A 21,844-nucleotide genomic window follows, 5' to 3' on the forward strand; every position below is an offset into this window, starting at 1 on the left:
CGATAGCATAACACAATCGACACGATCAGTAACGACGTTGCCATTCTGCCTCGCTCATCAACTCCGGTTTATCGCCGAGGAAATAGCGATAGTACGCATCATAAGCCAGCACATTCTTCACGTAACCACGCGTCTCTGAGAATGGAATACTTTCGACAAACGCCACAGCATCAATGCGTCCAGCGCTATTGCCAAGCCAGGTGCGAACGCGCCCCGGACCGGCGTTATAGGCTGCCGACGCAAAGATGCGGTTATTGCCGAATTGCTGATATACGTACTGCAAATAGCTGGTACCAATGTTGATGTTGGTATCAGGATCCAGTAGCTGGCTCGGACTGCTGTAACCTGGAATCGAGAACATTTTCACCGTATGCGTCGCCGTGCCCGGCATAATCTGCATCAGCCCGCTGGCGCCGACCGGTGATTTCACTTTCGGGTTCCAGGCGCTTTCCTGACGCGCTATCGCCATCGCATAGCTTGGCTGAATATCCTTGCCGCTGGTGTAACGGGTAAACAGATCTTTATAGGCCAACGGGAAACGCTCTTCCAGATGATCCCACAGCTTACCGGCGATCGTCGCCTGAACGCTAAGATCCCACCAGTGATTGTTGAACGCGTAACGCGCCAACTGAGCCTGCTCGGACTTGGTACGGCTGGTGACCAAATTTGCCCATTCACTGCGCGCGGTATTATCCATGTTCCAGTACATTAGCTCGCGTACGCGTGCCATTTCTGGCCCCTGAGTCAGCGCAGAATCAACTTTCGCTGGCGCTTTATCCACTTTCAGCTCGTACTCTTCGCCCAGGCGCTGTGCCGCCACCATCGGATAGAAACCGCGTTGCTGCATGAGCTGGTGCAGGATCTCTTTGGCTTCCGCATCACGTCCGCGCTCCAGCAGCAGATCCGCCTGCCAGTAGCGCCACTCGTCTTTTTCTTTTGCTTCCATTGGCAGACGCGCCAGCCAGGTATTCAGGCCACGACGATCGCCGGTTCCCAGCGCCATGCGCACCCGGCGCTCCACAAGCGAGGTGGAATTGGAGCGCATAATCGCATCATCACGCCATTTGGCCTGCTCGTCGGTGACATCATTGCCCATCAGACGCCAGGCAACAATATCGCGCAGCTCCTGGGTTTGCTCTTCATTAAGCTGTTGCGCCTGCACCAGGGACGGGATCATCAGGCGGGCGTTTTCCACATCCTGACGCGCCACGCTGGCAAAGGCGACCGCCGCCATCTGTCGGGTGAAATCCGTGGCGCCGGTGGTACGTGCAAAAGTCATCACCGAATTCGGATCGTTGGCCAGCGAGATGATCGCAGAGGCAATGGTTTGGTATTGCGCGGGCATCTGTCCGGCTAGCGCCGTCACCAGACCGGTATTCCCGGCTTTCATCGCCAGACGAATACGCTCCAGATACGCCAGCGGATCCTGAGTGCCTGAGGCGCGCCATACGCCAAATAATTTGTCACAGGCGTTCGGTTGACTTTTCCCGGTCAACCACAGCTCTTTCGCGCCCTGCCAGGCTTCTTCGGTTTGCCCGGTACTCCATTTCGCGAAGTAATAGTTACATTGAGCTTCCGTGGTACCCGGTTTTTCCGGGCTGAACGCCAGCAGTCCACGCCAGTCTTCGCGGCGCGCCAGTTCATTCACGAAACGCGATTGCAGCGTACGCGCAGGGGGCAGTGTCGGATTGGCACGCACAAAATTGGTAACGGTAATGGTGGGCTGATTCATCAGATCGTCAGTGATCTGACGATATTCCAGATACGGGTACAGAGGATAGTTCTTCAGGCCGGGCATCATCTGCTCTACGACATCCATCTGTCGGTTGTCCCAGGCTTGCTTGATTTGCGCATAACGATTGCGCTGCTCATCCAGAGAGTCGGCTCGCGCCACCTGACTGACCGTCAGCAGACATACGCTGGCTGCCAGCAGGCGCCAGGTAAATTGATTGGCTTTGTCCACAAGCTCTTCCTCTTCTCATGTTACGTCTGTGCAGCATCATGCCGCTTAATTAATTCATGCTAACCAGACATTGCAGAATGCGCCACGTCACGGACACTTTTTTACTTTTGTTGCGAGTGGGATCTGCTGGCTGGGATTGGGCAATGAAAAAGGCTACACTTCGCCTTTGATAACTATTCATCATCACGATAAACATAGAGGCGAGTCCAACGTGGCCCAATTCGTTTATACCATGCATCGTGTCGGCAAGGTCGTTCCGCCGAAACGTCATATTCTTAAAAACATCTCACTGAGCTTCTTCCCTGGCGCCAAAATCGGTGTTCTCGGTCTGAACGGTGCGGGTAAATCTACCCTGCTGCGTATCATGGCCGGTATTGATACCGATATCGAAGGTGAAGCTCGCCCACAGCCAGGCATTAAAATCGGTTACCTGCCGCAGGAACCAAAACTAAACCCAGAGCATACCGTTCGTGAATCCGTTGAAGAAGCGGTTGCCGAAGTGGTTAGTGCGCTGAAAGGTCTGGATGAAGTGTACGCCAAGTACGCCGAGCCGGACGCCGACTTCGATAAACTGGCCGCACAACAGGGCAAGTTTGAAGAAATTATCCAGGCGCACGACGGCCATAACCTGAACGTGCAGCTTGAGCGTGCCGCTGACGCCCTGCGTCTGCCGGACTGGGACGCTAAAATTGAGAATCTCTCCGGTGGTGAACGCCGCCGCGTTGCGCTGTGCCGCCTGCTGCTGGAAAAACCAGACATGCTGCTGCTCGACGAACCGACCAACCACCTGGATGCGGAATCCGTCGCGTGGCTGGAACGCTTCCTGCACGACTTCGAAGGCACCGTAGTGGCGATTACCCACGACCGTTACTTCCTCGACAACGTTGCGGGCTGGATCCTGGAGCTGGACCGTGGTGAAGGTATTCCGTGGGAAGGTAACTACTCTTCCTGGCTGGAGCAGAAAGATCAGCGTCTGGCCCAGGAAGCCTCTCAGGAAGCGGCTCGCCGTAAATCTATTGAGAAAGAGCTGGAGTGGGTACGTCAGGGCGCTAAAGGCCGTCAGTCTAAGGGTAAAGCCCGTCTGGCACGCTTTGAAGAGCTAAACAACACCGAATACCAGAAACGTAACGAAACCAACGAACTGTTTATTCCACCTGGAGCACGTCTGGGCGATAAAGTTGTTGAAGTCACCAATCTGCGTAAATCCTACGGCGATCGCGTTCTGATCGACGATCTGAGTTTCTCCGTACCGAAAGGTGCAATTGTCGGCATCATCGGTCCGAACGGCGCGGGTAAATCTACCCTGTTCCGTATGATGTCCGGTCAGGAACAGCCTGACAGCGGTACCATCACGCTGGGTGAAACCGTCAAACTGGCCTCCGTTGACCAGTTCCGTGACGCCATGGACAACAGCAAAACCGTGTGGGAAGAAGTGTCCGGCGGGCTGGATATCATGCGTATCGGCAACACCGAGATGCCAAGCCGTGCCTACGTGGGCCGCTTCAACTTCAAAGGTGTGGATCAGGGCAAACGCGTAGGCGAGCTGTCCGGCGGTGAGCGTGGTCGTCTGCACCTGGCGAAGCTGCTGCAGGTTGGCGGCAACATGCTGCTGCTCGATGAACCAACCAACGACCTGGATATCGAAACCCTGCGCGCGCTGGAAAACGCCCTGCTGGAATTCCCGGGTTGCGCGATGGTTATCTCGCACGACCGTTGGTTCCTTGACCGTATCGCGACCCACATTCTGGATTACCAGGACGAAGGTAAGGTTGAGTTCTTCGAAGGTAACTTTACCGAATACGAAGAGTACAAGAAACGCACGCTGGGCTCGGATGCGCTGGAGCCGAAGCGTATTAAGTACAAGCGTATTTCTAAGTAATTAGCGTTAAGCGCCGGATGGCGGCGTTACGCCTTATCCGGCCTACGAGGTTAGTGCGACTTGTAGGCCGGATATGCACCGCGCCATCCTGTCTACGAGGTTAGTGCGACTTGTAGGCCGAATATGCACAGCGCCATCCTGTCTATGAGGTTAGTGCGACTTGTAGGCCGGATAAGCGCAGCGCATCCGGCATTAAAACCTACCTCTAAAACCTACCTCTGCTCGCCCATCAACTCTTTCACCAGCTCCACGCAGCGCAGGAAGCGACCGTCGTAGTCAGGCTCCTGAACGTGCACAAAATTGATATTGTTTTCCTGCAGCATCTCGACCAGCAGCGTCTGAAATGCTTTTCTGTCAACCGAGCTACCGAGACTACGCAAGCCATCCGCTACCCACGGGGTATTATTCTCCAGCAGGATCACCAGATCGAAGCGATACTCGTCAATCAGGGCCTGCACAAACGGATGTTCACGCCCTTCATACTTTTTACAGAAGGCCTGAGTGGTCACGAAATCGGTGTCGATGAACGCCACTTTATTGGCATACTTAACAGCAAAATCAATGTATTGCGCTTGTCCCAGGGCGATTTTATCGTAGTCAGAATACTGTAACGCCATCTCATCGCCGCCCAAATGGGAGAAAACATAATCACGCCCGTATTCCCACGCACTGGTGGTGTTAAAGATATTGGCGAGCTTATTCACCAGCGTCGATTTGCCGCTCGACTCCCCGCCGAGAATCGCCACGGTGCGCACGAAAAACGGCTTCACTTCGGTCGGAATATACTCCCAGTAGCGAAACGGGTTTTCACGGATTTGCCCACCGCTGATGCTCATAAACGTTCGCTTGGGATCCACCAGCACGGTTTCAATCCCCAGATGTTCCAGATACTGCGGGGCATCTGATTCTTCAGAGGTGTAGATCCAGTTTGGCTGGATCCCTTTCTCCTGCATAAACGTTTTGATCCCGTTGCTCCACACGTCCCAGCCGTGCGGATACGGCTCCATGCCTTCTTCGTTGAAGGCATGAATACGGATATTTTTCTGATACTTAAAGGTTTGCAGCAGCCAGCGTAAACGATCGGGCACCGTAGGCTGTTGCGACATGGCACTGTCTTCAAACAGGCTGCGATCGCGCGTGTCGTCATAGCCCATGATGATATGCAGTTCATCGACCTGGCTACAGGCGCGCTGGATAAGATAGATATGGCCGGTGTGCAGCGGATAAAACTTGCCGAATACCACACCGATATTTTTCTGCTGGCGCGGAAACTCCAGCCCGAGAAAACGGTGCAACGCCTCCAGCTTCTGCGCGCTGGGGCTTTTGATTTTGGCATTCAGCAGTTGGCTTAGGTATCCCTTGGTCATGCCACTGGCATCCGCCACCTGTTGCAGGGTACAGCCCTTTTGCTTTATGGCGGTTTTCAGATATTCAAATGACACAAGAGCCTCCTGCTGGAAAAATCGCGTAACACTGCCTGATGGCGCTTCGCTTATCAGGCCTACAAAATCAGTACGTACGGGTATTTGATTATAGGTCGTCAAACACGCTTAACGCATCCGCAAGCTTCTTAACGCCAAAGACCTGCATCCCTTCCGGTACTTTTTTCGGTACGTTAGCGGCAGGGACAATCGCCCGGCGAAAGCCGTGCTTCGCCGCTTCCGAAATACGCTCCTGGCCGCTGGGTACCGGACGGATTTCGCCCGCCAGCCCCACTTCGCCAAAGACCACTAAATCCTGCGGCAGCGGCCTGTCGCGCAGACTGGAAACCATTGCCAGCAGCAACGCCAGGTCGGCGCTGGTTTCGGTGACTTTTACGCCGCCGACTACGTTAACGAACACGTCCTGATCCGCCATCTGCAAGCCACCGTGACGATGCAGCACCGCCAGCAGAATCGCCAGACGGTTCTGTTCCAGACCGACCGCCACGCGACGCGGGTTCGCCATCATCGAATGATCAACCAGCGCCTGAATCTCTACCAGCAGCGGGCGCGTGCCTTCCCAGACCACCATCACCGAACTGCCGGAGGTGACCTCATCGCCACGGCTTAAGAAGATAGCGGAAGGGTTGCTGACTTCACGCAGGCCCTGTTCGGTCATGGCAAAGACGCCCAGCTCATTCACCGCACCAAAGCGGTTTTTATGGCTACGCAGAGTACGGAAACGGGAATCGGCGTCACCGTCGAGCAGTACCGAACAGTCAATACAGTGCTCCAGCACCTTCGGCCCGGCCAGCGAGCCATCTTTGGTGACGTGGCCGACCATGACAATCGCCACGCCGCGCGTTTTGGCAAAGCGCGTCAGGTAAGCCGCCGTTTCGCGCACCTGCGCCACGCTGCCCGGCGAAGACTGAATATCCGCCATGTGCATTACCTGAATGGAGTCGATCACCATCAGTTTCGGCTGTTCTTCTTCGGCAATCAGGCAAATTTGTTCAATACTGGTTTCCGACAGCATGTTCAGATTCGCCGTCGGCAAGCCAAGCCGGTGCGCGCGCATCGCCACCTGTTGTAGCGACTCTTCGCCAGTAACGTACAGGGTTTTCATCTGCTCAGCGAGTTTACACAGCGTTTGTAGCAGCAGCGTTGATTTCCCCGCGCCGGGATTACCGCCAATCAGGATAGCGCTGCCGGGTACCACCCCGCCACCCAGCACGCGGTCAAACTCTTTAAATCCAGTGGAAAAACGCGGCAGTTCTTCAAGGCTGATGTCAGACAGCTTCTGCACTTTTGCCACGCCCGCATTCCCGGCATAGCCACTGAGCCGCTCGTTACGCGCCACCGTTGGCGATGCGGCAAGGCGCACCTCGGTAATGGTGTTCCAGGCCTGACAGGCGCTGCATTGCCCCTGCCAGCGCGGGTAATCGGCCCCGCATTCATTACAAACAAAGGCGCGTTTAGGAGCTTTTGCCACGTTTTACCTCTTTCGTTAACGCTTTTGCCGGATGGCGTGGGTGCTTATCCGGCCTACGGACAGCTTGCCACCGGGCAATTTAATCATTTCTGGTTCATGCTGCCGGAGAGAATGCAGAACACGCCCATCAGGTCAGCGTGGCGGATAGTAATCTCCGTCTTTTCATTCACTTTCGGTTTAGCATGATACGCAATACCCAGCCCGGCCGTTTTGATCATCGGCAGGTCGTTGGCACCGTCGCCGATCGCCACCGTCTGCGCCATCGGGATCTCATATTCTTGTGCCAGGCGGGTCAGGGTATTGGCTTTGTACTGGGCATCGACGATATCGCCGATCACGTTGCCGGTAAATTTACCGTCCATGATCTCCAGCTCGTTTGCTACAGCCGCCGTCAGACGCAGTTTATTACGCAGGTAATCGGCAAAGAAGGTAAAGCCGCCAGAGGCAATAGCCACTTTCCAGCCGAGCGTTTCCAGTTTTAACACCAGTTGAGTCAGGCCGGGCATCAGCGGTAGCGTTTCGCGCACCTGGTGCAGAATATTGGCATCAGCGCCCTTCAGCGTCGACACGCGGCTACGCAGGCTGGCGGTAAAGTCCAGTTCGCCACGCATCGCGCGTTCCGTGACTTCCGCAACCATCTCACCGGTTCCAGCCAGTTTAGCAATTTCATCAATGCATTCGATCTGGATTGCCGTTGAGTCCATGTCCATCACCAGCAAACCCGGCGTGCGCAGATGCGGAATTTTGCCTAACGGGGCAACATCCAGTTTGGCATCATGCGCCAGTTTTGCCGCGCGCGGCGTTAACGAACCCGCCAGGCGAATCACCTGATAATCCTCGACGCACCAGGCAGCAACAATCACCATCGCCGCGCCCAGTTTGCTCTGGTATTGCGTTAAACGTTGTTTATCCAGCCCACGACCGTACAGCAGCCAGCCACTGCGGCCCGCGTGGTAGTCCAGCGGCATGACTTCATCGCCACTTAAAGAGAGAGGCAGACCTGGCCACAGAGAAACATCTTCAGGTAGATCGCACCAGGTTATGTTAGGCATTAAAGCTCCTGTAAAATCGTTCGGGTCGGAATCATCAGGGGAAAATAACGCATGAGGCTACCCTGTAACCAGCGCTTCTGGCAACATTAAGTCTCAAATTTTCAGCAGGTGGAATATGGCTCGCGCAAAACTGAAATTCCGACTTCATCGTGCAGTGATTGTATTGTTCTGTCTTGCGCTGCTCGTCGCCCTGATGCAGGGCGCATCCTGGTTTAGTCAAAGTCACCAGCAGCAGCGTAATCCGCAGCTCGAAGAGCTGGCCCGTACGCTGGCCCGCCAGGTGGCGCTAAATGTTGCTCCGCTAATGCGTACCGAAACGCCGGATGAAAAACGCATCAAAGCGGTACTCACACAGCTGACGGAAAGTAGCCGTATTCTGGACGCTGGCGTGTACGATGAACAGGGAGACCTGATTACGCGTACCGGCGAGAGCGTCAACGTTCGTGACCGACTGGCGCTCGACGGCAAAAAAGCCGGGGGTTATTTTAACCAGCAGATTGTCGAACCCATTCAGGGGAAAAATGGTCCGCTGGGCTATTTGCGCCTGACGCTGGATACCCACACCCTCGCCACCGAGGCGAAGCAGGTAGATAACACCACCAATATCTTACGCCTGATGCTGCTGCTGGCGCTGGCGATTGGCGTCGTGCTCACCCGTACATTATTGCAAGGCAAGCGTACCCGCTGGCAGCAATCCCCTTTCCTGCTGACCGCCAACAAACCGGTGCAGGAAGAAGACAACGAGAAAAAAGAGTAAAAGCAGTAAAAACTGTAAAACAGAAGGGAAATCAACCATGACTACACTACGCCTGCTTATCTCAGACTCTTACGATCCGTGGTTTAATCTCGCGGTCGAAGAGTGCATTTTTCGCCAGATGCCCGCCACGCAGCGCGTCCTGTTCTTGTGGCGTAACGCCGATACGGTGGTGATTGGCCGGGCGCAAAACCCGTGGAAAGAGTGTAATACCCGCCGTATGGAGGAAGACAACGTGCGGCTCGCCCGCCGTAGCAGCGGCGGCGGCGCGGTGTTCCATGACTTAGGCAATACCTGCTTTACCTTTATGGCCGGTAAACCGGAGTACGACAAAACCATTTCCACCGCGATTGTCCTCAACGCATTGAATTCTCTGGGTGTGACGGCGGACGCCTCCGGGCGTAACGATCTGGTTGTGAAAACGCCAGACGGCGATCGCAAAGTTTCAGGCTCTGCTTACCGGGAAACGAAAGATCGCGGATTCCACCACGGCACGCTGCTGCTAAATGCCGATCTCAGCCGCCTGGCAAACTATCTCAATCCCGACAAAAAGAAACTCGCAGCAAAGGGGATTACCTCTGTCCGCTCACGGGTGGCGAATTTGACGGAGCTGTTACCGGGCATCACCCATGAACAGGTCTGTCAGGCCATCACGGAAGCCTTTTTTGCTCATTATGGCGAACGCGTTGAAGCGGAAGTGATCTCACCGGATAAAACGCCGGACCTGCCAAATTTTGCCGAAACCTTTGCCCGCCAGAGCAGTTGGGAATGGAATTTTGGTCAGGCACCTGCTTTCTCGCATCTGCTGGACGAGCGTTTCACCTGGGGCGGTGTTGAGCTGCATTTCGACGTCGAAAAAGGTCATATCACGCGCACACAGGTGTTTACCGACAGTCTCAATCCCGCGCCGTTAGAAGCGCTGGCAGAGCGACTACAGGGCTGCCAGTATCGCGCCGATGTTTTACAGCAGACTTGCGAAGCGCTGGTTACGGAATATCCGGATCAGGAAAGCGAGCTGCGTGAACTGGCGGCGTGGGTGGCGAAGGCCGTGCGTTAAGCGATTAGTGGCGAATTGCCGGATGGCGGCTGCGCCTTATCCGGCCTACAAGACCGCTCCTGTAGGCCTGATAAGCGAAGCGCCATCAGGCATTAATAGCGGCATTCCCGTAGGCCCGGCCAGCGCAACGCCACCGGGCCACAACAACCCTTACTCTTTATCGCCCAGCAGAACGGATTCCAGCGCGATTTTGATCATGTCGTTGAAGGTCGTCTGACGTTCAGCGGCGGTGGTCTGCTCGTGAGTACGGATATGGTCGGAAACGGTGCAGATGGTCAGCGCTTTTGCACCAAATTCCGCAGCAACACCGTAGATGCCCGCCGCTTCCATTTCCACGCCCAGCACGCCGTATTTTTCCATCACGTCGAACATTTCACCGTCCGGAGAGTAGAACAGGTCAGCGGAGAACAGGTTGCCCACGCGCGCGTCTACACCCAGTGCTTTTGCCGCATCAACCGCGTTACGCACCATGTCGAAGTCAGCGATAGCAGCGAAGTCATGATCTTTAAAACGGATACGGTTAACTTTGGAGTCGGTGCAAGCGCCCATACCGATAACCACGTCACGCAGTTTAACGTCCATACGCACAGCGCCGCAGGAGCCTACGCGAATGATTTTCTTCACGCCGAAATCGGTGATCAGCTCTTTGGTGTAGATGGAGCAGGACGGGATACCCATACCGTGACCCATAACGGAGATCTTACGGCCTTTGTAAGTACCGGTAAAACCTAACATGCCGCGAACGTTGTTCACTTCACGAACATCTTCGAGGAAAGTTTCAGCAATATGCTTTGCACGCAGCGGGTCGCCCGGCATCAATACGACGTCAGCGAAATCACCCATTTCTGCATTAATATGTGGAGTTGCCATTTTTTGTCCTTATTTCGTTGTTATTGCCTGATGGCGGCTACGCCTTATCAGGCCTACAAAACGTATGCAAAACAGTGAAATACCTTAAGGATTTCGCGTTGTAGGAAGGCGACGAATTCGTGAATCCCCGGGAGCATAGATTCACTATGTGACCGGGGGGAGCGAATGAAGTCAACGCATCTACAGCGCGAAAGACAACGGGTATTACAGCATGTTTTTACCGTAGTCCATCGGTGACGTACCAAAGTAGCTCGCCAGCGTCTGACCGATATCAGCGAAGGTTTCACGGTGACCTAATGAACCAGGTTTCACTTTCGGGCCGTAAACCAGTACCGGGATGTGTTCACGGGTGTGATCAGTGCCGGTCCAGCTTGGGTCGCAGCCGTGGTCAGCGGTCAGGATCAGAATGTCATCTTCACCCACCAGCTCCATCAGCTCAGGCAGACGGCGGTCGAACAGTTCCAGGCCCGCAGCATAACCGGCGATATCGCGACGATGTCCCCAGGAAGAGTCGAAATCAACGAAGTTGGTGAAGACGATGGTCTTATCACCTGCTTCTTTCATCTCTTTGATGGTGGCGTCGAACAGCGCATCCAGACCGGTGGCTTTCACTTTTTTGGTGATGCCGCAGTTAGCGTAGATATCCGCAATTTTACCGACGGAAACCACGTGACCGTCTTTTTCGTCGACCAGTTTCTGCAGCACGGTCGGTGCTGGCGGCTCAACGGCCAGGTCGTGACGGTTACCGGTACGCTGGAAGTTACCGGCTTTATCACCGATAAACGGACGTGCGATAACACGACCGATGTTGTAACCACCTTCGGTCAGCTCTTCACGTGCGATTTCGCACAGCTCGTAGAGTTTATCCAGGCCAAACGTCTCTTCGTGGCAGGCAATCTGGAACACGGAGTCAGCGGAGGTATAGAAAATCGGCTTGCCGGTTTTCATATGCTCTTCACCCAGCTGATCCAGGATCACGGTACCGGAAGAGTGGCAGTTGCCGAGGTAGCCTGGCAGGTTGGCACGTTTTACCAGTTTATCCAGCAGTTCCTGCGGGAAGCTGTTTTCATGATCGGAGAAATAACCCCAATCAAACAGAACCGGGACACCCGCGATTTCCCAGTGGCCAGACGGCGTGTCTTTCCCGGAAGAAAGTTCATGCGCCCATGCGTAGGCACCAATCACTTCCGCGTTACCGTCCATACCAGCAGCAATTTTACCGGTAGAACCTTCGTGAGCTTTCACCAGGCCCAGACGGGTCAGGTTAGGCAGATTCAGTGGACCTTTGCGACCATTGTCAGCCTCACCTTTCGCACAGGCTTCTGCAATGTGTCCCATAGTGTCTGAACCTACGTCGCCAAAGCGATCCGCATCTTCAGTCGCACCAATACCAAAGGAGTCCAGCACCATAATAAATGCACGTTTCATCTTGTTCTCCATACATCTGCGCCGCAAAAAAGCGATCAGATCAGTATACAGTTATTCGGTAATACGACGATAGACTGTCGGTGTAATTTCTGGCGCTTTATCGTCAAGGCTAATTGCCGCTTTGACCGCTTTCGCCGCTTCCTGCCAGCTGGCTTCGTCTTTCGCGTGGATCACCGCCAGCGGGCGTTGTCCGTCTACGCTGTCGCCCAGACGCGCCATATCGCTAAAGCCAACGCTGTAATCAATGGTGTCCGAAGCCTGACGACGACCGCCGCCCATGGAAACGACCGCCATCCCCAACGCACGGGTATCCATCGCGCTGACAAAGCCTTCGGTATCAGCATATACCGCTTTGCTGAGCATTGCCGTCGGCAGGTACTTCGCATAATTTTCGACGAAATCGGTCGGGCCTTTTTGCGCCGCAACCATGCGACCAAAAATCTCTGCCGCTTTACCGTTGTCCAGCACCGCCTGCAATTTCGCACGGGCTTCGGCGTCATCTTTCGCCAGATTGCCGGAGATCAGCATTTCCACGCACAGCGCCATGGTGACGTCTAACAGACGTGGATTACGGTATTCACCGGTCAGGAACTGCACCGCTTCGCGGACTTCGACCGCGTTACCTGCGCTGGAGGCCAGCACCTGGTTCATATCGGTTAACAGCGCGGTGGTACGTACACCCGCACCGTTTGCCACACCAACAATCGCTTCAGCGAGAGCTTCAGAAAGCTCGTAGGTCGGCATAAAGGCGCCGCTGCCCACTTTCACATCCATCACTAGCGCATCCAGCCCTTCCGCCAGTTTTTTCGCCAGAATGGAACCGGTAATCAGCGGGATGGAATCCACCGTCGCGGTAATATCGCGGGTGGCATAAAAACGTTTATCCGCCGGTGCGAGCGAGCTGGTTTGCCCAATAATCGCCACACCCACGTCTTTAATAATTTCACGGAAGCGCGCGTCGTCCGGGAAGATGTCAAATCCAGGAATCGCTTCCAGTTTATCGAGTGTACCGCCGGTATGCCCCAGGCCACGCCCGGAGATCATCGGAATATAGCCGCCGCACGCTGCGACCATCGGGCCTAACATCAGTGACGTTACGTCACCTACACCGCCGGTAGAGTGTTTATCCACAATCGGGCCGTTCAGCTGCAGGCTTTTCCAGTCCAGCACGGTTCCTGAATCACGCATTGCCATGGTCAGCGAAACTCGCTCAGGCATTGTCATATCGTGGAAGAAAATGGTCATCGCCAGGGCGGCGATTTGCCCTTCAGAGATGGTGTTGTCGCGAATACCATTGATAAAGAAACGAATTTCTTCATCGCTCAGCGCATGACCATCACGTTTTTTACGAATAATTTCTTGTGCGAGAAACACGGTAACCCCCAGGGGAAAAGAGTAGAAGGCCGTTGTAGGCCGGGTAAGCAACGCGCCACCCGGCAGTCGTCTTAATGCCGGATGGCGGCTACGCCTTATCCGGCCTACGTCGCTACAGCTCCGGCAATATAAGTCTTAGTAGCTGCTTGCGCTCTTGCCGTCGCCGTGACCCAGCGCTTTCAGCAGACTCGCCAGCAGGCTGGATGCGCCAAAACGGTAGTGACGAGAATCAGCCCAGTCAGCGCCAAACAGTTCATCGGCAATCGCCAGGAACTGCTGTGCATCTTCTGCAGTGCGTACGCCACCAGCCGGTTTGAAACCTACAGTTTTAGAAACACCCATGTCGCGGATCACTTCCATCATGATGCGTGCGCTTTCCGGCGTCGCATTGACCGGCACTTTACCGGTAGAAGTTTTGATGAAATCAGCACCGGCTTTGATGGAGATTTCAGACGCTTTGCGAATCAGTGCTTCTTCTTTCAGCTCACCGGTTTCGATGATGACTTTCAGCAGCACGTTTGCTGCCGCACACGCGTCTTTGCAGGCTTTAACCAGATCGAAACCAATCTGTTCGTTACCGGCGATCAGCGCACGGTACGGGAACACCACGTCAACTTCATCTGCGCCGTAAGCAATCGCCGCGCGAGTTTCAGCCAGCGCAATCTCGATGTCGTCGTTGCCATGCGGGAAGTTGGTTACGGTTGCAATGCGGATGTCCGGCGTGCCCTGCTCTTTCAGGGTCTTACGCGCAATAGGGATGAAACGCGGATAGATACAGATTGCGGCAGTGTTGCCAACCGGGGTCTTCGCCTGATGACACAGCGCGATCACTTTTTCATTGGTGTCGTCGTCATTCAGGGTGGTCAGGTCCATCAGTTTCAGTGCACGCAGGCTGCTTGCTGTTAAATCGGTCATAACATTCTCCAACGGCATCGCCGTATAAAATTTCACCTTGCGAGTTTGTTAGTATTCTAACATCCGCTCGCTATTACACTTCGATATACATCACAGTTAATGAAAACCACATACAGATTTGCATTACTCTAATGAGATCTACTTCAAATAAATCACCTTTTCTAAAGGGATGCGGTGGCATCAGGCGCATCCGGATCAAAGGTTGCGGCGGCGTTGCTTTCTACAATGGCGTTACACCTTCGGGATAAAAAGGAATCAACGATGCCCACTTCAAGCGAACTCGCGCTGCAACAGCGTTGCCAACAAATCGTGACCAGCCCAGTGCTCAGCCCTGAGCAGAAACGCCACTTTCTGGCGCTGGAAGCTGAAAACGCGCTGCCTTACCCGCAACTGCCTGCACAGGCACGTCAGGCGCTGGATGATGGGGTAATCTGCGATATGTACGAAGGTCATGCCCCGTTCAAACCACGCTATGTTTTACCCGATTACGCGCGTTTTCTGGCCAATGGCTCATCGTGGCTGGAGCTGGAAGGCGCCAGGGATCTTGATGACGCGTTATCCTTACTCACTATTCTTTACCACCATGTTCCGTCAGTGACGTCGATGCCGGTTTATCTCGGCCAGCTTGATGCCCTGCTGCAACCGTATGTTAGAATTCTAACACAAGACGAGATCGATATTCGAATAAAACGTTTCTGGCGTTATCTCGACAGAACCCTGCCAGACGCGTTTATGCATGCCAATATCGGCCCCGCCGATACACCAGTTACCCGTGCAATTTTACGCGCAGACGCAGAGTTAAAGCAGGTTTCACCTAATCTGACATTCATTTATGATCCGCAAATCACACCTGACGATCTGCTGCTCAACGTGGCGCAAAATATCTGCGAGTGCAGTAAGCCGCATATTTCCAATGGCCCTGAAAATGATAAAATTTTCACAAAAGGTCAGTATGGCGTCGTCAGTTGTTACAACTCTTTGCCGCTCGCCGGGGGTGGAAGCACGCTGGTCAGGCTTAATCTGAAAGCCATCGCAGAGCGCAGCACCTCTGTCGATGACTTCTTTACGCGCACCCTACCGCACTACTGCCAGCAGCAAATCGCCATCATTGATTCACGATGTGAATTCCTCTATGAGAAATCACATTTCTTTGAGAATAGCTTCCTCGTGCAGGAAGGGTTGATTGATCCCGAACGTTTTGTGCCTATGTTCGGGATGTACGGCCTGGCGGAGGCGGTGAACCTGCTGTGCGATAAGGCGGGACAGAATGCGCGCTATGGGAAAGATGAGTTCGCCAATCAGCTCGGCTATCGCATCAGCACCCAACTGGCGGAATTTGTCGAAAACACCCCGGTGAAATATGGCTGGAAGCAGCGCGCGATGCTGCATGCACAGTCGGGGATCAGTTCTGACATCGGCACCACGCCAGGTGCACGCCTGCCTTACGGCGATGAGCCGGACCCGATCACCCACCTGCAAACCGTCGCACCACATCACGCGTTTTATCACGCCGGGATCAGCGACATTCTCACGCTGGATGAAACTATCAAGCGTAATCCTCAGGCGCTGGTGCAGTTGTGCCTCGGGGCGTTTAAAGCTGGAATGCGCGAGTTTACCGCCAACGTGAGCGGCAACGATCTGGTTCGCGTTACGGGTTACATGGTGCGCCTGTCGGATCTGGAAAAGTATCGCGCCGAAGGGTCACGAACCAACACCACCTGGCTTGGCGAAGAAGCCGCGCGCAATACGCGCATTCTGGAACGACAACCTCGCGTGATTAGCCATGAACAGCAGATGCGCTTTAGTCAGTAGGCTGATTCCTTTCTCCTGCGTCGATGGGCCGGGTAGTCGCCTGGCTCTGTTTCTGCAAGGATGTAATCTGCGCTGTAAAAATTGCCACAATCCGTGGACGATGGGACGCTGCAACGACTGCGGGGAGTGTGTGCTGCATTGCCCGCATGAGGCGCTGAACCTGAGCGCGGGGAAAGTGTGGTGGCAGTCCGATATGTGTCAGCAGTGTGATACCTGCCTGCATATGTGCCCCCGGCAGGCCACGCCGATGGCGCAGAGTATGAGCGTTGATGAAGTGCTGCAACATATTCGTAAAGCGTCACTGTTTATCGAAGGGATAACCGTTAGTGGCGGTGAAGCGACTACTCAACTCCCCTTTATTGTGGCGCTATTTACCGCGATAAAAACCGATCCGCAGTTGCAACACCTGACCTGCATGGTCGACAGCAACGGCATGCTGAGCGAAACCGGCTGGCAGAAGCTGCTGCCGGTGTGCGACGGCGTAATGCTGGATTTAAAAGCCTGGGACAGCACGTGTCATCGGCAGCTTACCGGCCGCGATAACACGCTGATTAAACAAAGTATTACCTTTTTGTCCGGGCAGAGAAAACTGGCGGAACTGCGCCTGCTGGTTATTCCTGGTCAGGTGGATTATCTACAGCATATTGATGCGCTGGCGGCGTTTATCATACGCACCGGTGACGTACCTGTGCGGCTGAATGCCTTTCATGCGCACGGGGTGTATGGCGAAGCGAAGGACTGGCCGAGCGCCACGCCGGAGGATGTGGAACAGCTGGCGCAAAGATTGCGCGAACGCGGGGTGGATAATTTGATTTTCCCGGCGCTGTACCTGTGATTGCCGGATGCGACGACATCATCTGTAGGCCGGAAAAAACACAGCTGCCATCCGACGAAGTTATGCCTGATGCGCTTCGCTTATCAGGCCTACGGAGCGCACACATTTGTCGGCCGGATACGCCATCCAATCACACATTAAACAACGCCGTGGTATTACGATACAGCGCGTCAGCGATCACGTCCGCAGGTTCCGGGCGCAGTTCGCATAAGACGTCGAAGACTCTGACTACCTGCTCCGGCCGGTTAGGCTGCCCCTGAAAGCCATTGAGCGGCATATCCGGCGCGTCGGTTTCCAGCAACAGCGATTCCAGCGGTAATTGCGCCATTACCTCGCGGGTTTTACTGGCGCGCGGATAGGTAATGGTGCCTCCCACGCCAATTTTGTATCCCAGTTGCACAAAGCGCTCTGCCTGCTGCACGCTCCCGGAAAAACCATGCACAACGCCAGTTCGCGGCAAAGCATGACGTTTCAGGTGCATTGCCAGCTTGTCATGGGTGCGCCGCGAATGCAGGATCACCGGCAATTCGTACCGCTTCGCCAGCTTTAGTTGCGCTTCCAGCACCCACTCTTGCTTATCGAATTGCGGATCGTCCCGATACAGATCCAATCCAATCTCGCCTAGCGCCACCAGTTTTCGTGGGCGCTTATCCAGCTCCTGTTGCAACTGGTCCAGGCAGTCATCGCTATGTTGTTCAATAACAATGGGATGCAGACCAAGCGCGGCAAACAATGGAGGATAATTTTCCGCTAACGCCAGTACGCGGGGAAAATTCGCCGCCTGTGTGGCCGGAACGATAATGCTCTGTACACCAACCTCCACCGCGCGCTGAATGCTGGCAGATTCATCGCCGGTAAACGGCGGGAAATCAAAGTGACAATGCGTATCGATAAAACGATAACTCACGCCAAATCCTCATTATCAAACGTCGTGTCGTTCGCCTGAGGCGCATTGGTCACCACTGGCACATGGGCATCGTTGGCCACCGGCGCAGGAGGAACTACCACCGGCCCCGGCACCACAATCTTCGGCGTCTGACGAGGCAGCGGCGCATTTTTCGCCAACAGTTTGCCGACTGTCGCCAGAAAGTAACGACCGCACAGGCGTCCGGTTTTGTAATCTTCCCGCAGTGCCGGAATACGGCTGCCCAACGCCATGCTATGGAGTGGTTTTGGCGGATAGATCTCAAAAATACGCAGCTTGCCCGGCGGCTTCTCAATAAAACTCTGGATAGCACGATAGCTGGTCTCATGATGCTGCACCAGATTCAGAAACGGTTGCAGGCTACTTTCACCCAACCAGCGCTCCATACGTTTGAACCACTGCGGGGTGTAGTACATTTGCGAAGGCACAGTGCGAATCACTACCAACGTTTTTGCCCCCTGCTTCACTGCCTCCTGCACAGGTATGGCATCACTAACTCCTCCATCCAGATAGTTCACGCCGTCCAATACAACCCCTGTGCGGTAGAACCCGGGAATCGCGCTGGAGGCTCGAATGAGGTCGAGCCAGTTTTGCCGGTTCGGCGAAAAATAGCCGGGCGTGTAATCATCGCCCCGACAGGCGCACATATAAAATGCTTTCCCTGCGGCAAACAGGCGCTCGGCGTTGTCCATCGCCAGCGGCATATGCGTTGCAGTCGAATCCACCAGCCAGTCGAGATCGATCAGATTTCCCCCACGCACAAAACGCACCGGGTCAAAAAATTCGCGTCGGGTGGTGTAACGCATAATAACTTTGCGGCCGTAACCGGGCTGGTTACAGAGATAGGCTGAAAGGTTTTGCGCGCCAGCCGACGTCCCATAGTAGAGATCAAAGGGATTGAACTGCGCGCGCATGAACTCATCCAGTACGCCGGCGGTGAAGATGCCTCTTTGTCCCCCGCCCTCGCACACCAGCGCCACACTGCCTGGTTGAAATGGACGTAACGATAACGGCGCAATATTACCGAGCGTGACGGGTATTCTCTGCCCCACCTCTGCCTTCCTGTTGTTTTTGTAATAGAGCAACAAAGTAACGCAAATTGCCTGACGCTAAAACCGTAAAAGCCAGTCCAATGGACTGGCTTAGTAGCAATTTTTCTTTACGGTTTACGTACTAGGGTCGTTTACGCCCGGTAAACAGGCTGACCAGGAACAAAATGATCCCCACCACAAACACAATTTTCGCTGCGCCGGCTGCAGTACCCGCCAGTCCACCAAAACCGAGTGCGGCGGCAATTAACGCGATAACCAGAAATATGATGCCCCATCGAAACATATGCTTCTCCTTTACCATAGTTAATTTCACCGCTTGATATGAGCGCTCAGGCTGCCCATCGGCGATATTTTCAGTGTGGTGCACAACACGCCTCCCGACAAACGTCAGGAGGACGAATTAAGTCTAATTACTGAGTTTTGAGATCGTTTTTGACGCTTTTCACGCCATCAATCGCTTTGGCGATGCTCTCAGCACGATCGCTTTGAGCCTGTGAATCGACGGTGCCTGAAAGTTGCACAACGCCATCGGTGGTCTCAACTTTCACCTTGCGGGAAGGGACGATATCATCGGCCAGCAGCTTGGCTTTTACCTCACTGGTGATTGCCGTATCGCCCGCATAGCCTTTAACGGAGGTTTCTTTACTATCACGCACATGCAGTTTGTCGCTAACGGAGGTCACGCCCTCAACGCCTTTCGCCACTTTCACCGCTTCTTCGGCCTGTGCCTGGCTTTCAACAAACCCGCTTAGTGTCACCACCTTTTGATCTGTTTTGACGGAAATATCGGTGCTCTTAATGCTTTCGTGGTCCACCAGCGCGGCTTTTACTTTCGCGGTGATGGTGCTGTCATCCATGAAATTACCGACTTTGTTCATAGAGCTATCGACTTTCTGCCCCGCACTTTCGACGCCGGATTGCGCTTTATCCATCGTAGCGTTTTCTGCATAAGCAGAACCCGTTGCAACAGCGGAGGTCAGCATCACGGCCAGCAGCGTTTTAGAAATCTTAAGTCCTGTCATTGTCATCGATGTATTCCTGTATGTTTTGCTAAAAGCTATGCTCTGCCGTTACACGGCCTGAACCAGCAACTAATCTTGTAAGTGGAATAAATATCAGCAATAGACGCTGCAACAGGCAGCCTAAAAAGCATTAAACGCCGATATTTATGTCATCACATTGTTAAATATAGTTCACGATTTCGTGATCGCAGTCAGAATTGATTAAAAAACAGGCAAACAAAAGAAAAACGCGAGGTTTTAAGAACATTCCGCAAGGGATTTAAAAGACAGGAAAAGTTGCAGGACACGGCGGATACCGTGCCCTGGAAGGTCGATTAGTGTTCGCGTGTTTTACGGAACTGAACGTCCGGGTAACGTTCCTGGGTGAGATTCAGGTTAACCATGGTTGGTGCGATATAGGTGAGGTTATCGCCGCCATCAAGAGCTAGCTGAATTTCGTTCTTACGCTTAAATTCTTCGAATTTCTTCACGTCAGAACATTCTACCCAGCGCGCAGTCGCTACGTTGACAGATTCATAAATCGCTTCAACGTTGTACTCGCTCTTCAGACGTGAAACCACCACGTCAAACTGCAGCACACCCACCGCGCCCACGATCAGATCGTTATTGGCGATCGGACGGAATACCTGTACTGCGCCCTCTTCTGACAGCTGAACCAGCCCTTTCAGCAGCTGTTTCTGCTTCAATGGATCCTTCAGGCGAATACGACGGAACAGCTCCGGTGCGAAGTTCGGAATACCGGTGAACTTCATCATTTCGCCCTGGGTAAAGGTATCGCCGATCTGGATAGTGCCGTGGTTATGCAGACCGAGAATATCGCCCGGATACGCTTCTTCCACATGAGAACGGTCACCGGCCATAAAGGTGAGTGCGTCGGAGATCACCACGTCTTTACCAATGCGCACCTGGCGCATTTTCATGCCTTTCTCATACTTGCCGGATACCACACGCATGAACGCCACGCGGTCACGGTGTTTCGGGTCCATGTTGGCCTGAATTTTAAACACGAAACCGGTGAACTTCTCTTCTGAGGCTTCGACGACGCGGGTGTCGGTTTTACGCGGCATCGGCGCAGGCGCCCACTCCACCAGGCCGTCCAGCATATGGTCAACGCCGAAGTTACCCAGCGCGGTACCGAAGAAGACCGGGGTGATTTCGCCCGCGAGGAACAGCTCATGGTCGAACTCGTTGGACGCGCCCTGCACCAGCTCCAGCTCGTCACGCAGCTGCTGCGCCAGGTCTTCACCCACGGCAGCATCAAGTTCCGGGTTGTTCAGACCTTTAACAACACGCACTTCCTGAATGGTGTGGCCTTTACCGGTCTGATACAGGTAAGTTTCATCTTTATAAAGGTGATAGACACCTTTGAACAACTTACCACAGCCAATCGGCCAGGTGATTGGCGCACAGCCGATTTTCAGTTCGTTCTCGACTTCATCCAGCAGCTCCATCGGATCGCGGATGTCACGGTCGAGTTTGTTCATAAAGGTCAGGATCGGCGTATCGCGCAGACGGGTAACTTCCATCAGCTTACGGGTACGATCCTCGACGCCTTTTGCGGCATCGATAACCATCAGGCAGCAGTCCACCGCCGTCAGAGTACGATAGGTATCTTCGGAGAAGTCTTCGTGCCCCGGGGTGTCCAGCAGGTTCACCAGGCAGTCATGATACGGAAACTGCATCACAGAGGTGGTAATGGAGATACCACGCTGCTTTTCCATTTCCATCCAGTCAGATTTTGCATGCTGGCTGGAGCCACGGCCTTTTACCGTACCGGCGGTCTGAATGGCCTGTCCGAATAACAGTACCTTTTCAGTAATTGTCGTTTTACCGGCATCCGGGTGAGAAATAATGGCAAAAGTGCGGCGTTTGGCCACCTCTTGCAAATAAGGAGACAACGTCATAGTCAAATCTTCTTAGGTAAGCACGGCAACGGGCCGGGCAAGTTGAATACGAAAAATTGCGGCTATTTTACCCATCAACGGGGGGGAGG

The 21,844-nt window shown here is 54.1% G+C and carries 18 protein-coding genes; 5 read left to right on the top strand and 13 right to left on the bottom strand.

Going from position 1 to position 21,844, the window contains the following annotated elements:
- Positions 1 to 25: 25 nt before the first annotated feature.
- Positions 26 to 1,963 (bottom strand): murein transglycosylase, encoded by a 1,938-nt coding sequence (sltY, locus tag OGY71_RS21770; RefSeq protein ID WP_286613717.1) that lies wholly within the window; start codon positions 1,961 to 1,963, stop codon positions 26 to 28.
- Between the two features lie 211 nt (positions 1,964 to 2,174).
- Between sltY and ettA the strand changes: the two genes are divergently transcribed.
- Positions 2,175 to 3,842, top strand: coding sequence for an energy-dependent translational throttle protein EttA (gene ettA / locus OGY71_RS21775; RefSeq protein WP_286613719.1), 1,668 nt, complete (start codon positions 2,175 to 2,177; stop codon positions 3,840 to 3,842).
- A 212-nt stretch (positions 3,843 to 4,054) separates the two neighbouring features.
- Here ettA and nadR read toward each other — a convergent pair whose 3' ends face one another.
- From nadR to serB, 3 genes are all read right to left on the bottom strand, one after another.
- Complete coding sequence (gene nadR / locus OGY71_RS21780) at positions 4,055 to 5,284, bottom strand: multifunctional transcriptional regulator/nicotinamide-nucleotide adenylyltransferase/ribosylnicotinamide kinase NadR (RefSeq protein WP_003829942.1); 1,230 nt, start codon at positions 5,282 to 5,284, stop codon at positions 4,055 to 4,057.
- Between the two features lie 88 nt (positions 5,285 to 5,372).
- Positions 5,373 to 6,755, bottom strand: a complete 1,383-nt coding sequence (gene radA, locus OGY71_RS21785) for a DNA repair protein RadA (protein ID WP_003829944.1) — start codon at positions 6,753 to 6,755, stop codon at positions 5,373 to 5,375.
- Positions 6,756 to 6,838: 83 nt separating this feature from the next.
- Entirely contained in the window at positions 6,839 to 7,807 is a 969-nt protein-coding gene (serB, locus tag OGY71_RS21790; RefSeq protein ID WP_240389384.1) for a phosphoserine phosphatase, read from the bottom strand.
- A 115-nt stretch (positions 7,808 to 7,922) separates the two neighbouring features.
- Here serB and OGY71_RS21795 point away from each other — a divergent pair, with 115 nt between their 5' ends.
- Both OGY71_RS21795 and lplA read left to right on the top strand, forming a co-directional pair.
- On the top strand, positions 7,923 to 8,564 hold the full coding sequence (locus OGY71_RS21795) for a YtjB family periplasmic protein (protein ID WP_003829948.1): 642 nt from the start codon (positions 7,923 to 7,925) through the stop codon (positions 8,562 to 8,564).
- A gap of 37 nt (positions 8,565 to 8,601) precedes the next feature.
- Positions 8,602 to 9,618 carry a lipoate--protein ligase gene (lplA, locus tag OGY71_RS21800; RefSeq protein ID WP_003829951.1) on the top strand — a complete coding sequence of 339 codons (1,017 nt, stop codon included), beginning with the start codon at positions 8,602 to 8,604 and terminating at the stop codon, positions 9,616 to 9,618.
- A 150-nt stretch (positions 9,619 to 9,768) separates the two neighbouring features.
- Here lplA and deoD read toward each other — a convergent pair whose 3' ends face one another.
- The 4 genes from deoD to deoC all read right to left on the bottom strand — a co-directional run bounded on the left by deoD (position 9,769) and on the right by deoC (position 14,205).
- Positions 9,769 to 10,488, bottom strand: coding sequence for a purine-nucleoside phosphorylase (gene deoD, locus OGY71_RS21805; protein ID WP_000224864.1), 720 nt, complete (start codon positions 10,486 to 10,488; stop codon positions 9,769 to 9,771).
- Between the two features lie 204 nt (positions 10,489 to 10,692).
- The gene (gene deoB / locus OGY71_RS21810; RefSeq protein ID WP_003019037.1) at positions 10,693 to 11,916 is read right to left on the bottom strand and encodes a phosphopentomutase; all 1,224 of its coding nucleotides are present in this window, start codon (positions 11,914 to 11,916) and stop codon (positions 10,693 to 10,695) included.
- Positions 11,917 to 11,967: 51 nt separating this feature from the next.
- Positions 11,968 to 13,290: a thymidine phosphorylase gene (gene deoA / locus OGY71_RS21815; protein WP_016151609.1), complete on the bottom strand. Its 1,323-nt coding sequence runs from the start codon at positions 13,288 to 13,290 to the stop codon at positions 11,968 to 11,970.
- A gap of 135 nt (positions 13,291 to 13,425) precedes the next feature.
- A complete protein-coding gene (deoC, locus tag OGY71_RS21820; RefSeq protein WP_003019042.1) occupies positions 13,426 to 14,205 on the bottom strand; it encodes a deoxyribose-phosphate aldolase in 780 nt (259 codons plus the stop codon).
- A gap of 261 nt (positions 14,206 to 14,466) precedes the next feature.
- On the opposite strand from deoC, the gene OGY71_RS21825 reads away from it, so the two are divergent.
- Both OGY71_RS21825 and OGY71_RS21830 read left to right on the top strand, forming a co-directional pair.
- Positions 14,467 to 16,017, top strand: a complete 1,551-nt coding sequence (locus OGY71_RS21825; RefSeq protein ID WP_003829973.1) for a YjjI family glycine radical enzyme — start codon at positions 14,467 to 14,469, stop codon at positions 16,015 to 16,017.
- Positions 15,989 to 16,852 carry a YjjW family glycine radical enzyme activase gene (locus OGY71_RS21830; protein ID WP_063941072.1) on the top strand — a complete coding sequence of 288 codons (864 nt, stop codon included), beginning with the start codon at positions 15,989 to 15,991 and terminating at the stop codon, positions 16,850 to 16,852. The genes OGY71_RS21825 and OGY71_RS21830 overlap by 29 nt, the downstream gene beginning before the upstream one ends.
- 130 nt (positions 16,853 to 16,982) lie before the next feature.
- Here OGY71_RS21830 and OGY71_RS21835 read toward each other — a convergent pair whose 3' ends face one another.
- From OGY71_RS21835 to prfC, 5 genes are all read right to left on the bottom strand, one after another.
- Positions 16,983 to 17,759: a metal-dependent hydrolase gene (locus OGY71_RS21835; RefSeq protein WP_126319342.1), complete on the bottom strand. Its 777-nt coding sequence runs from the start codon at positions 17,757 to 17,759 to the stop codon at positions 16,983 to 16,985.
- Positions 17,756 to 18,829 (bottom strand): patatin-like phospholipase family protein, encoded by a 1,074-nt coding sequence (locus tag OGY71_RS21840; RefSeq protein WP_286613720.1) that lies wholly within the window; start codon positions 18,827 to 18,829, stop codon positions 17,756 to 17,758. The genes OGY71_RS21835 and OGY71_RS21840 overlap by 4 nt, the downstream gene beginning before the upstream one ends.
- A gap of 121 nt (positions 18,830 to 18,950) precedes the next feature.
- Positions 18,951 to 19,112 (bottom strand): DUF1328 domain-containing protein, encoded by a 162-nt coding sequence (locus OGY71_RS21845; protein WP_003019081.1) that lies wholly within the window; start codon positions 19,110 to 19,112, stop codon positions 18,951 to 18,953.
- 127 nt (positions 19,113 to 19,239) lie between these two features.
- On the bottom strand, positions 19,240 to 19,857 hold the full coding sequence (gene osmY / locus OGY71_RS21850; RefSeq protein WP_003829980.1) for a molecular chaperone OsmY: 618 nt from the start codon (positions 19,855 to 19,857) through the stop codon (positions 19,240 to 19,242).
- A gap of 308 nt (positions 19,858 to 20,165) precedes the next feature.
- Positions 20,166 to 21,755 carry a peptide chain release factor 3 gene (prfC, locus tag OGY71_RS21855; RefSeq protein ID WP_003829982.1) on the bottom strand — a complete coding sequence of 530 codons (1,590 nt, stop codon included), beginning with the start codon at positions 21,753 to 21,755 and terminating at the stop codon, positions 20,166 to 20,168.
- Positions 21,756 to 21,844: the final 89 nt, after the last annotated feature.

Origin of the sequence: Citrobacter sp. Cpo109 (assembly GCF_030332565.1) — a bacterium.
In the GTDB taxonomy this organism is placed as follows: domain Bacteria; phylum Pseudomonadota; class Gammaproteobacteria; order Enterobacterales; family Enterobacteriaceae; genus Citrobacter; species Citrobacter portucalensis.